The sequence below is a fragment of the Botryobacter ruber genome, assembly GCF_003347595.2.
GTDB lineage: Bacteria > Bacteroidota > Bacteroidia > Cytophagales > Hymenobacteraceae > Pontibacter > Pontibacter ruber_A.
The window spans coordinates 40,172-53,031 of sequence record NZ_QCZK02000058.1 but is presented as its reverse complement, the minus strand read 5'-3'; the positions used below and the strand labels follow the sequence as shown (position 1 = coordinate 53,031).

At 52.0% G+C, this 12,860-nt stretch carries 10 protein-coding genes; 1 reads left to right on the top strand and 9 read right to left on the bottom strand.

Features of this window, described 5'->3' with window-relative positions; translation table 11 throughout:
* Positions 1–105: 105 nt before the first annotated feature.
* From DCW36_RS20385 to lpdA, 9 genes are all read right to left on the bottom strand, one after another.
* Positions 106–1,407, bottom strand: coding sequence for a class II aldolase/adducin family protein (locus tag DCW36_RS20385; RefSeq protein ID WP_114782653.1), 1,302 nt, complete (start codon positions 1,405–1,407; stop codon positions 106–108).
* A gap of 57 nt (positions 1,408–1,464) precedes the next feature.
* On the bottom strand, positions 1,465–4,164 hold the full coding sequence (gene adhE / locus DCW36_RS20380; protein ID WP_262708164.1) for a bifunctional acetaldehyde-CoA/alcohol dehydrogenase: 2,700 nt from the start codon (positions 4,162–4,164) through the stop codon (positions 1,465–1,467).
* A gap of 635 nt (positions 4,165–4,799) precedes the next feature.
* Complete coding sequence (locus DCW36_RS20375; RefSeq protein WP_114782651.1) at positions 4,800–5,567, bottom strand: oxygenase MpaB family protein; 768 nt, start codon at positions 5,565–5,567, stop codon at positions 4,800–4,802.
* 226 nt (positions 5,568–5,793) lie between these two features.
* Positions 5,794–6,024 (bottom strand): hypothetical protein, encoded by a 231-nt coding sequence (locus DCW36_RS20370; protein WP_114782650.1) that lies wholly within the window; start codon positions 6,022–6,024, stop codon positions 5,794–5,796.
* Between the two features lie 93 nt (positions 6,025–6,117).
* Complete coding sequence (locus DCW36_RS20365) at positions 6,118–7,386, bottom strand: replication-associated recombination protein A (RefSeq protein ID WP_114782649.1); 1,269 nt, start codon at positions 7,384–7,386, stop codon at positions 6,118–6,120.
* A 53-nt stretch (positions 7,387–7,439) separates the two neighbouring features.
* Positions 7,440–8,084, bottom strand: a complete 645-nt coding sequence (locus DCW36_RS20360; RefSeq protein ID WP_114782648.1) for an NAD(P)-dependent oxidoreductase — start codon at positions 8,082–8,084, stop codon at positions 7,440–7,442.
* Between the two features lie 190 nt (positions 8,085–8,274).
* On the bottom strand, positions 8,275–9,252 hold the full coding sequence (locus DCW36_RS20355) for a YpdA family putative bacillithiol disulfide reductase (RefSeq protein WP_240676256.1): 978 nt from the start codon (positions 9,250–9,252) through the stop codon (positions 8,275–8,277).
* Entirely contained in the window at positions 9,245–9,841 is a 597-nt protein-coding gene (locus DCW36_RS20350) for a GNAT family N-acetyltransferase (RefSeq protein ID WP_114782646.1), read from the bottom strand. The genes DCW36_RS20355 and DCW36_RS20350 overlap by 8 nt, the downstream gene beginning before the upstream one ends.
* Positions 9,842–10,358: 517 nt before the next feature.
* The gene (gene lpdA, locus DCW36_RS20345; RefSeq protein ID WP_114782644.1) at positions 10,359–11,753 is read right to left on the bottom strand and encodes a dihydrolipoyl dehydrogenase; all 1,395 of its coding nucleotides are present in this window, start codon (positions 11,751–11,753) and stop codon (positions 10,359–10,361) included.
* Between the two features lie 213 nt (positions 11,754–11,966).
* On the opposite strand from lpdA, the gene DCW36_RS20340 reads away from it, so the two are divergent.
* Positions 11,967–12,575, top strand: coding sequence for a tetratricopeptide repeat protein (locus DCW36_RS20340; protein ID WP_114782643.1), 609 nt, complete (start codon positions 11,967–11,969; stop codon positions 12,573–12,575).
* Positions 12,576–12,860: the final 285 nt, after the last annotated feature.

The window sequence follows — 12,860 nt, the reverse complement described above, 5'->3', positions numbered from 1 at the left end:
AATTACCGGTTTCCTGCTCATTTTATTTTGCAGCCGCTCCCTCCACAGCTTCTGCTGCTTCGGGAGTTGGCTGAAAGAATTTTAGATTGGTTTTAACCAGCGGTGTTACCCACGCAGGAACACCGAACGCAGTTCCTCTACCTGTTCATTGCTGATTGGCACCATTTTACCGATAGGCGCACACATTACCAGCGATTTGGCACTGAACTCGGCTACTTCCAGGCGGTCGAAAGTCTGGAGCAGTTTGTCGCCCGTCACCAGCACGGAGTCGTTGCGGATCATGACAGCCGGGTTGTTTTGTGAAAGAATTTCCGGAATCTCCGTTCTGCCTTTAAATTGAATACCGAACGGCAACGCAGGCACGTCCTGCAGGAAGATCCAGCTTTCGGGGATGGTGCGCACGTTGAATGCGGCTCCGGTAACGGCAAACGCCATCAGGTAAGGCGACTGCGTGAGAATGATGGAGTTGATCTCGGGATGACGGGCGTAGATCTCCTGGTGCAGGTAGGTTGTGCGGCTTGGCATTTTACCCGGCTCGCGTTTCCCGTCCTTTATCTGCACGATGTCGTTTATCTGTAAATCCCAGCGGGGCACATCGGTTGGTGTAATCAGGAAGTCGTTGCCTCTCCAGCGCACCGACACGGTGCCGTACGAGCTGATCATGAGGCCATGGTTGCAGGCGCGGTGCACGATCTGGCAGATTTCCTGCCGTTTCTCCCGCTCATCCGACGGGTAGCTCACTTCCTCCATTTCGGGCAGGAGATGCGGGATCTGCTTCCGGAATGCATCAATTTCCTCATCAGCCAGGTAAGAAGGTTCTCCTAACAACTTACCGTACAGCAAGGTTCTGGCACTGAACTCCAGCGTCTCGAACCGCTGAAAAGTATCCAGCATGTTCGTGCCTCCTACCACGGTGCCGTGGTTTTCCATGATCACGGCGTTAAAGCCTTTGGTAAACTCTTTGGCGATTTTAGCGCCCAAAGCCACACTGCCCGGCAGCTCGTACTCCGCATACCCGATAGGCCCGCACACGTGCTTGGCCTGCGAAATTACGTTGGTGTTCGGAATTTCACGCACAATACTGAACGATACGAGCGCAGGCGGATGCGCATGAATAATAGCTTTGATGTCCGGACGGATTTCGTAAATCGCCTTGTGAAACGGGAACTCCGAAGAAGGCCGGTGGTTGCCGACAATATTACCGTCTTTCTTCACACAGACAATGTCGGACGGATGCAGGGAACCTTTGTCTACACCTGCCGGCGAAATCCAGATATCGCCGCTGTCGTCGATGATGGAAATGTTGCCGCCGGAGGTGGTGGTTAGTCCTCGTTTGTAAATCCGCCCCATGATCATGGCAATCTGGTCGCGGGGGTGCATAAGCCTGGAATTTAATACTTCTTTCATGATTTAGTGTTTTGGAGTTTGGGAGTTTGGGAGTTAGAGAGTTAGATAGTTAAAAGCTCAAGCCTCCACGGCTTCTTCTTCTCTTTTTTCTTCCTGCGCAGGAGCAGTGGGTGTGGTGGCTGGAGCAGCAGACTTTTGGCCTTCAAAAGCGTTAATGTAAAGATGCTTCAGTTCGCTGATGAGCGGGTAACGTGGGTTGGCGCCGGTACACTGGTCGTCAAACGCCTGCTCCGACATCTCATCCAGGGAAGCGTAAAATTTAGTGTCAGACACCCCCGCCTCTCTTATGGATTTTGGAATACCTACTTTCGCTTTCAGCTCCTCTATCGCCTGCACCAGCAGCTCAATTTTCTCGTCGTCGGTGCTGCCACCCAGGTTCAGGTAATCGGCAACCTGCGCATAGCGCCACTTGGCATTCGGGTACTTGTATTGCGGGAAGGCCGCCTGCTTGCGCGGATTGTCCACGGCATTGAAGCGTACCACTTCGGAAATGAGCATGCCGTTGGCCACGCCGTGTGCAATGTGGTGCGTGGCGCCCAGCTTGTGCGCCAGCGAGTGGCAGATGCCCAGGAACGCGTTGGCAAAGGCCATACCGGCAATGGTAGAGGCATGTGCCATTTTTTCGCGGGCTTTGATGTTGGTAGCGCCCTCGTTGTAGGCGGCAGGCAGGTACTTGAACACCAGCCGTATTGCCTCCAATGCAAGCCCGTTGGTAAACTCGGAAGCGAGCACCGACACATAGGCTTCCAGTGCGTGCGTCAGGGCGTCGATACCGGAGGCGGAGGTCAGGCCGCGTGGCATCTGCATCATCAGCTCGGCATCCACAATGGCCATGTCCGGCGTCAGTTCGTAGTCGGCCAGCGGGTATTTCACGCCGGTGGTTTCGTCGGTGATTACGGCAAACGGTGTTACTTCCGAACCTGTACCTGCTGAAGTAGGAATGGCCACAAACATCGCTTTTTCACCCATGGCCGGGAAGCGGTACACGCGTTTACGGATGTCCATGAAGCGCATGGCCAGGTCTTCGAACAGCACTTCCGGATGCTCGTACAGCACCCACATAATTTTGGCGGCATCCATCGGTGAACCACCACCCAGCGCAATAACGGTGTCGGGCTGGAAGCTGATCATTTCTTCGGCTCCTTTGCGGGCAGTTGCCAGCGTTGGATCGGGCGCCACATCGTAAAATACTTTGAAATCGATCTCCAGTTCCTCCAGCACCTTCTCTACTATAGTCACAAAACCCAAATCATACAGCACTTTGTCGGTCACGATAAAAGCCTTTTTCTTGCCCAGGTCTTTCAGCTCGCGCAGTGCTACCGGCAGGCAGCCGTATTTAAAGTAAACCTTTTCAGGCATTCGGAACCACAGCATATTTTCCCGGCGCTCGGCCACGCTTTTAACGTTTAACAAATGTTTCACACCTACGTTTTCGGATACGGAGTTACCGCCCCAGCTGCCACAGCCCAGCGTGAGCGATGGCGCCAGCCGAAAGTTGTAGATATCGCCGATAGCGCCCTGCGAAGAAGGCATGTTGATGATGGTTCGCCCGGTTTTAAGGGCAGCGCCAAACCTTTGAATCCGGTCCGCCGATTTTACCTGGTCGGTGTAGAGCACGGAGGTGTGGCCGAAGCCGCCCAGTTCTACCAGTCGTACCGCTTTGGCCAGGGCATCGTCGAAGTTTTTTGCACGGTACAGTGCCAGCAGCGGCGACAGCTTCTCATGCGAGAATGGCTCTTCCAGTTCCACAGAGGTTACCTCCCCTATCAAGATTTTAGTTTCTTCGGGAACCGTTACGCCGGCCAGCGCCGCAATCTTAGCCGCAGGCTGCCCAACGATGTTGGCATTCAGCACCCCGTTCACCAGGATAATATCACCTACTTTGTTAACCTCATCGCCTTTCAGGAAATAAGCGCCGCGTTCTTCAAACTCTCTTCTTACTTCCGGGTAAATCTCGTCCAGCACAATTACCGACTGCTCGGAGGCGCAGATCACGCCGTTGTCGAAAGTTTTGGAAAGCAGAATAGAGTTGACAGCCATTTTTAAATGGGCCGTCTCGTCGATTATGGCAGGTGTGTTGCCGGCACCTACGCCAATAGCAGGCTTACCGGAAGAATAAGCTGCTTTCACCATGCCTGGTCCGCCTGTTGCGAGCGTTAAATCGGAGAGCGCCATCACCTGCTGCGACAGTTCTACCGACGGCTCATCAATCCAGGCAATAATGCCTTCGGGAGCGCCTGCTTTAACGGCAGCATCGAGTACTGTTTTGGCGGCGGCGATGGTTGCTTTTTTCGCTCTTGGGTGGGGCGAGAAGATGATGCCATTCCGGGTCTTCAGGGCAATCAGTGCCTTGAAAATAGCCGTAGACGTGGGATTGGTGGTAGGTACAACAGCTGCGATGATGCCGATGGGCTCGGCAATTTTGGTGATCCCAAAGGCTTCGTCCCTTTCTATTACGCCACAGGTTTTTTCGTCTTTGTACTGGTTGTAGATGTACTCCGAAGCAAAGTGATTTTTGATTACTTTATCTTCCACCAAGCCCATACCAGTTTCTTCGGCAGCCATTTTAGCCAGGATAATCCGGGCATTGTTGGCTGCGATGGCCGCCTGGCGGAATATTTCGTCCACCTGCTCCTGTGTGTAAGTAGCAAATTTCTTTTGCGCGTCCCGCAGCTGCGCTATTCTTTTGTTTAACTCTTTTACGTTGGTTACTTTCATGGCATCTTTTTTCTTTTGATCCTCTTTCGGGCCCGGTATAGAAAACCGATGTGCAGCCAGTTGGAGAAAACGGATTGGAAATGTCTTGCGATTTTTGTGTCAGAATGTTGAGGATACGCTGCGCCTGGCCGTACCGGAAATCAGCACGGTGCATAGCAGGAATCTTCACTATCTCTTTTCTCGTTCAAATCATTTCTATATCGCAGGGCTGCGACATAGCCAGTCCCTTCTTTTGAGAGATCAACGGGAGCTCAGGCAAGATTGCCCGTCACCTTTGTGCAGCATGAAACCAGCGTGGCAGGGGAAGCAGCCGTGATGTTTTGGGTGATTTCATTTCTGCCTGGTAAACGTCAGGCGGTTTCGGAAAAACAGTGGACTTTAGCGGCCTGGGGGCACCACTTTTTATTTTTTACATGGCTTCGTGTTTTTAGTGTGTTGATACATTTTAAACTTTCGTGTTTTGTGTGGTTGGGGTCGTTTTGTGATATAAAGGAACAGAATATATCTTCCCCTTCATATGACGCCAGTCACGTGCAGGAGTGATTTATATCATTTTGGCCTGAACAGTAAAGCCGGGAAAGGGGAAGGAAAAAGCAATTCCGAAGGCAGCAGAAGCAATGGAGACAGTAGCTGTAAAGCCTTTCAGGCGAGCGGTTTGCTTGTAGAACTAGATTCTAACGGGCCGGCGCACTGTCCAGTTCCTTTATTTCGGCCATGTATGCCGGGGGCAGGATGAGTGATTTCAGGAACCAGTCCAGTTTCAGTTTGCGGCTTAGTTTGTAGAGGAAGAGTATGGGTGTGAGGAGCGACGTATCGTTGAATTGCAGCAATGTTTTTACCCGTCCGGGCACAATCAGGGCCTGCGCCTCGAGCAGCAGTTTATACCGCACCGCCCCCAGGTGCTTCCTGTACTGCCTGTACAGATCTGACGTAAAGTGGCTCTGCTGTAGGTTTTGCTGCAGGTGCTCTTCCCGCATCTGTACCCACGCTTCATAACTGCCCGGCAGGCCCTTTAAACCCATGCGGCTGCCCACCCGGTAGAACACTTCAAACACTTCGGCTTTCTCGGCTGTAGAAAGTTTTCTTTCCAGCAGCTCAAACGAGCGGATGGAGTAGTCGATCAGCATGAACAGCACGTCGCGGTAAGCCCAGTCGGGGATAGCTTGCCCGCGGCTGCTTTCGACAGCGGCGTGAATGGTAGCCATCCTGTCGATGGCGCGGTGTGCCCCCTCCAACTCTGAGAACACAATCTGCCGGGCATACCCCACGGTAGAGAACAGCCGCCCCAGCGGATCGGCAGGGAGGCGACCGGTAAAGTACAGCCAGTCCACCGCCTTGTTGAGTGCAAACTCAGCGGAGGCGCCGGCAAAAATAAAGAGAATGGTATCGCCCTTCCCCCAGATTTCCCTGACAACGGATCCTTGTTCTACAAAGTATTTCATACCTATTTAAAGAACAACGGCTGCAGAATATTGTTCCTGAACTTTGATCCGGGTGAAATTTTTGTCTGAACCTTTGATTTACGGTGATTTAAATGATTTCTGTGATTTTCTTTTTGTCTGAATCAGGATTTACAGAATTTTAGGATTTGCAGGACTTGGGTTGTTTGTGGGTCGTGCAGGAGCAGAAGAGGCTATGGTGGCAGGAGCAGAAAAATATTTGATCAGGCTATTTCAGGAAGCTAATCAATATTCCAGTCATAAAGCCTAAAAGCAGCAGCACTAAAAGTATAGCCAGATGGTTCAGAAACAGCGCTCTTCCGGCGTTACTATAGCTTCCCTCATACTTGTGAGCTAAAACCTTAGAAACTCTCGCTTTCTGCCTGTACCTGCCCATTAGGTATAGTCTTCCTAAACCAGCCATGATAATATCAAACAATAAAAACTCCATAACTTTCATCCATTAAGGGTTGAAAATCTTCAACCCCTACAAAACCTCTACCTTTCTAACTCCTAAACTCTCTAACTCTTAAACTCTCTAACTCCCAAACTCCTAATACCCATACTTCTTTCCCCACTGCGCTTTGAGTTGTTTGCGCATTTCGTTTTCGCGGGTGTTTTGGCCGGGGTTGTAGAGGATGGTGTTTTGCATGCCTTCGGGCATGAAATCCTGGGGCACGAAGTTGCCTTCGTAGTCGTGGGCGTATTTGTAGTTGTTGCCGTAGCCGATTTCTTTCATCAGTTTGGTGGGCGCATTGCGGATGTGCAGCGGTACGGGCAGGTTGCCTGTTTGCTGCACCAGCTGCCGCGCCTGCTTGATGGCTTTGTACGAAGCATTGCTCTTGGGCGAGGTAGCCAGGTACACCGTTGCCTGCGACAGGATGATCTCTGCCTCCGGGTACCCGATCATCTGCACCGCCTGGAAACAGGAAGTAGCCATGAGCAGCGCGTTCGGGTTGGCCAGGCCAATGTCTTCGGAGGAGGCGATGAGCAGGCGGCGGGCAATGAATTTGGGATCTTCGCCGCCTTCTATCATGCGGGCCAGCCAGTAGACCGCCGCATTCGGATCGCTGCCCCGGATGGACTTGATGAAGGCCGACACCAGGTCGTAGTGCATTTCGCCCGACTTGTCGTATAGCACGATGTTCTGCTGGGCCACCTGCTGCACCAGTTCGTTGGTCAGGACCACCTGCTCCCCTTTCACGCCTTCGGCCACGATCTCGAGCAGGTTGAGCAGTTTGCGGGCATCGCCGCCGGAAATGGTCAGCAGGGCCTCGTACTCCTGCACCACCACGCTGCGGTTGCGCAGCCACTCGTCTTCCTGCAGGGCCTTGTTTACCAGCTCGATCAGCTCCTCTTTGCTCAGGTGCTTGAGGATGTAGACCTGGCACCGCGACAGCAAGGCCGAAATTACCTCGAACGACGGGTTTTCGGTGGTAGCGCCCACCAGCGTTACGATTCCTTTTTCTACGGCTCCTAACAGGGCGTCCTGCTGCGATTTGTTGAAACGGTGAATCTCGTCGATGAACAGCACGGTACCATGCCGCTTCCGGGCCTGCTCAATTACTTCACGGATGTCTTTTACGCCGGAGTTGATGGCGCTCAAGGCCACGAAGGGCAGCTTCATCTGGTTGGCAATGATGTTAGCCAGTGTGGTTTTGCCCACGCCCGGAGGTCCCCACAGGATCATGGACGGAATGACGCCTCCTTCGATGTAGCGGCGCAGGATGCCTTTTGGCCCCACCAGGTGCTGCTGGCCGGCGTACTGGTCGAGGGAGTGGGGGCGCATGCGCTCGGCAAGCGGTGCATTTGGTTGATTCATGGGCGGTAGAAGAAACCTCTAAGTTAAAAAAAGAGGCTTTAGGCACCAATACTTCAGTACCCGATTGTGAAACGTTTCCGGATAAACTGCGGCTTTTCCAGCTCATCGACCAGCGCCACGGCATAATCTTCGTAGGAGATGTTACTTTCCCCTTTTTCGTCCATCACCGGATTTTCGGTGCCGAGCCGGTACTTGCCCGTGCGCTCACCCGGGCCAATCATAAACGCCGGGCTGAAGAAAGTCCAGTCCAGGTCCTTTTCCTGCCGGTATACTTCCAGGGAATCGCGCTGTGCGGCAGCGCCTGGCCGCCAGTCTGCCGGGAAACCGGGCGTATCGACAGACTGCACCCCCGGGGACACGTACAGGCTTCCGGCACCGCCTACGTTTAACAATCGCTTCACACCTGCTTTTTTGGCAGCTGCAATGGCGGCATGGGTGGCATCTACATACAGGCTGCAGTCGGCATCGGGGCCCCAGCCGGGGCTGTAGGAAACCACCAGCGCATCGTGGTCTTTTATTTTCACGGCTGTATCTTCTATGTCCAGGATATCGCCTTTTGTAACTACCAGGTTTTCGTTTTCGGTAGTGAGTCGGGTCGGGTCGCGGACAATGGCTGTAACTTGATGGCCCCGGCTGAGGGCTTCGTGCGTGATGCGGGAGCCTACTTTTCCGCTGGCTCCGATGATGGCTATTTTCATGTTGCTTCGGCTTTTGTTTACCTGATAACATGGTCATACGGAAAGCAGGTGGTTAGGTGTTCCGCAACAGGTAAGGTGGTGAAGCAATGGAGGCAGGTGCTGCAAATTATTTCCACCTGAATCCGTGAAAAGAATCTGCTGTACCTGCCTCCATACCCGCTGCTCCTTTAAAAGAGAAACAACTTCTTTTTTATGCGCGCGCCTCCTGCTTCGCTACGATATCTTTTACAATCTGGGTGGCATGCACTCTGGAGTTTTCGATAAACCACACGTGCGTGTCCATGCCGCCACAAATCACGCCTGCCAGGTACACGTTTTTGAGGTTCGTTTCCATGGTTTCGGTATTGTACAAAGGGTAGCGCTTGAAATCGTTGGTGAGTTGCACCCCTATTTTTTCGAGGAAACTGAAATCGGGTTGGTAACCGGTCATGGCCATCACAAAATCGTTCTGAATCGTTACCTTCCCATCCGGCGTTTCGATGTCCACTTCCGTTTCGCGGATTTCGGTGATGCCGGACTGGAAGTAGGCTTTGATGCAGCCTTCCTCGATGCGGTTTTCCAGGTCGGGCTTTGTCCAGTATTTAATGCGTCCCAGCGTCGGTTCCCGCACCACCATGGTGACCTCGGCTCCTTTGCGCCATGTTTCCAGCGCCACGTCGGCTGAGGAGTTGTTCGCTCCCACTACCAGCACTTTCTGCTTGTAATAGTAATGCGGGTCGAAATAATAGTGCCGTACTTTGGGCAGCTCCTCCCCCTTTACATGCAGCAGGTTGGGAATCCCGTAAAACCCGATGGCAATGATCACGTGGCGGGCCTGGTACTCGCGTTTGCTGGTGCTAATGGTATAGGTATCGCCTGAGAGCCGCATGCCCTGTACCTCCTCGAACAAGTTTACCTGCAGCGCTTCGGAATCTGCCACCCGGCGGTAATACTCCAGCGCCTCCTGGCGGTTGGGCTTGGCATGCACACAGGTAAAGGGAATGCCGCCAATCTCCAGCCGGTCGGCGGTGGAGAAAAAGGTCATGTTGAGCGGGTAGTTGTAGAGCGAGTTTACCAGGCAGCCTTTATCCACGATCAGGTAATCCAGCCCGGCCCGCTTGGCCTCGATGCCAGCTGCCAGCCCGATAGGCCCGGCACCTATGATCAGTATGTCCAGGACCTTATCCAACGCACACTTCTTTTTTAGTGCTGCGGCGTTGGGAGGTGCCGGCATAACTAATTTTTCCGGCAAGCGGCACGTTCAGTTTCATCACATGCATGCCCCGTAATTCCTCTTTTAACAGCGGGAAGTACACCGGCAGGCTGGCCGCTTTCCCGAAGCCGGCTTTTTCATAAAACCGGATGGCCTGGCTGCTGCTATCCATCACTTTGAGCCACACCACCCGCTTGCCTTTTTCGCGGGCAAAGCGCAGCACAAACTCCATCACCTGCTGCCCAACGCCATTCCCGGTAGCTTCTTGCAGCAGGTAGATTCTTTCCACTTCCAGGCAATCGTGCTGGTCGTGGTCTCCTAATGCTGCCTGCACGTTCAATTTCAGGTAACCTGCCAGCTGATTCTGGTAATAAATCATAAAAAAGGCTGCATTCGGCGCTTTCATTTCGCTGCGAAGGGTACGTTCGTTGAAATGTTTGGCCACGTACTCCTCCCCTTTATCGTGCCACAGGTAAGAATAGTGCTGGAAATAAGTCGTGCTGGCAATATTGATCAGATCCGGAATATCGCCCAAACTGCTGCGCGATATAATAACATCATACATATAATTTGCAGATAAAATTAAACATCATCAGTTTATCGTTCCCCGGCTTACCACGGGTACACCTAAACTGTAATTTTTGCCGCAAATTTAAAACCAGAAACCGAGACTTACTAATACAGGTATTGTTACGATTGCCGGAATGCGAGGCCACACCCGGGGCTTTACGTGTAAAACAAACGCTTACAAAGCTGCAGCTCAGGGAAATAGGTTTACCACACAGGCAGCTGAAGCAAAACAAACACAGCTGGTTTTATATGTAAAAATTTTATGCTACACCCGATGCACCCGCTTCAGAATCCCCGGGCAGGCGTGATTTATCCTGTAACCAGGTGGTGCAGAGGCTGTGGTGGCAGCTGCAGAAAATGATTACGCGTAAGAAAATGCCTTTGCAGGTGGAGCTCAGGCTGTGGTGGGGAGTGCAGCAGGTGTTAGGAAGACTTGCACTGCAGGAGAGCCCGCCGTTCATAAAAAAAGGCGGGAGTTCCGTCCCGCCTTTTCCTGTATTGCTTTTGTAAAATTACAAGTGAATTACTTCGTCGTACGCTGCCGCAGCGGCTTCCATCACGGCTTCGCTCATGGTTGGGTGCGGGTGAACCGCTTTGATGATCTCGTGCCCGGTAGTTTCCAGTTTACGGGCAACGACTACCTCGGCAATCATCTCAGTTACGTTGTACCCGATCATGTGTGCGCCCAGGAATTCGCCGTACTTGGCATCGAAGATCACTTTAACAAAACCGTCTTTTGCACCGGCAGCACTTGCCTTGCCCGAAGCGGAGAACGGAAACTTACCTACTTTAATGTCCAGACCTTTCTCGCGGGCTGCTTTTTCAGTTAAGCCTACAGAGGCTACTTCCGGTGAGCAGTAGGTACAGCCTGGTATGTTGTTGTAGTTCAGCGGCTCCGGATGGTGACCGGCAATTTTCTCCACGCAGATAATACCTTCAGCAGAGGCTACGTGCGCCAAAGCAGGGCCAGGCACAATATCGCCAATGGCAAAAATGCCGTCCACGTTTGTTTTATAATAATCATCTACCAGCACACGGCCACGGTCGGTTTTGATGCCCAGTTCTTCCAGCCCCAGGTTCTCCAGGTTCGTCTGGATACCAACCGCAGAAAGTACGATATCTGCTTCCAGGGTTACTTCGCCTTTGGCTGTTTTCACTTTGGCTTTGCAAACGTCGCCGCTGGTATCTACCGACTCCACACTGGCGTTGGTCATTACCTCGATACCGATTTTCTTGAACGAACGCTCCAGTTGCTTCGATACTTCTTCGTCCTCTACCGGCACGATGTTCGGCAGGAACTCTACCACGGTTACTTTTGTGCCAATGCTGTTGTAGAAATAGGCAAACTCTACCCCAATGGCGCCGGAGCCAACCACAATCATGGATTTAGGCTGTTGCTCAAGCGACATGGCCTGGCGGTAGCCGATAATTTTTTTACCGTCGATGGGCAGGTTAGGCAGCTCGCGCGAACGGGCGCCTGTCGCCAGGATGATGTTGGTCGCCTCTACGGTTTGTTTTTTACCGTCGGCATCCGTCACTTCAACTTTACCTTTAGCAACCAGTTTACCTGTACCGAAAATCGCATCGATTTTATTTTTGCGGAACAGGAACTGAATACCTTTGCTCATGCCATCGGCTACACCGCGGCTACGTTTGATCACAGCACCAAAATCTACAGAGGCTTCGCCAATGTTGATGCCGTAGTCAGAAGCATGGTTGATGTATTCGAAAACCTGTGCGCTTTTAAGCAGTGCCTTGGTCGGGATACAACCCCAGTTCAAGCAGATGCCTCCCAGCGACTCGCGCTCGATAACAGCTACTTTCAATCCCAGTTGCGAGGCGCGTATAGCTGCCACGTACCCACCGGGTCCGCTACCAACCACTACTAAATCGTATTTTGATGCCATAATGTCTATGTAAATTTAGTGATGGGCAAAATTAAACGATAATCCCAATTTCCCAAAACGAAAGACTTCTTACAAGCACCTGCTTTCTAATGGAACGATATGAAATAATTTATTGTATATTTGCAAGAATAATACACTAAATTGCACCAGAAGCATTGTTACGCTCGCAATATGCTGTTATTTATTTAATGAAAGTACAATTTTAGCCGCCCCATGAAAAAACTTTTCCTACTACTTATTCCGGTTTTAATTTCTTTTTCTGCCTTTTCGCAGGATACCGCAAAGGACTTCTTTACAAGCGGAAACGAAAAATTTTATGCGGCAGATTTTGCCGGTGCCGTTAAAGATTATGACCAGGTACTGAAGTACGAGCCAAAACATGTGGTAACGCTCACCAACCGCGGCGTAGCGAAAGACCGGCTGCAGAACTACCGCGGCGCCATCGAAGATTTCACCAAAGCCATCAGTATCAACCCTAAACACGCCGAAGCCTGGGCCAGCCGCGGCCTTTCCAAATACAACCTGAAAGATTACCGGGGCGCCATCCTGGATTTTAACAAAGCCGTTGAACTGAATCCCAAAATGGCCAAAGCCTTTAACAACAGGGGCCTGGCCCGCTACGGCCTGAAAGACTTCAGCGGCGCCGTGGCCGATTATACCAAAGCCATTCTGCTTAAATCAAACTACGGCGAAGCCTACTACAACCGCGGCGCCCCCAAATACAACCTCGGCGACAAAGCCGGCGCCTGTGCCGACTGGACCAAAGCGAAATCACTCGGCGTGAAAGACGCGGACACCTACCTGAAAAATTACTGCAAGTAAAAAAAAGGAGCTGCAGAGGCTGTGGTGGCAGCTGCAGCAGACTGTTTTCCATGCCGCAGGGGCTGATTTTGGAGCAAAAAAGAAAAGCTACTGCAGCAAAGGCTATTTTGCTAGTGCGAGCTTACAGCTCGTACTTACTTGCCCCATGTTGAGCATGATGTATCCCGAACTGCTGTTACAGGCAGGAATGAAACAATTTTCCTGGGAAATGAGCGTACGAGCTGCAAGCTCGCACCAGCCCCCCCGTTTCATACTTTCCCCACAAGATTAGCGCAGGGATATTTT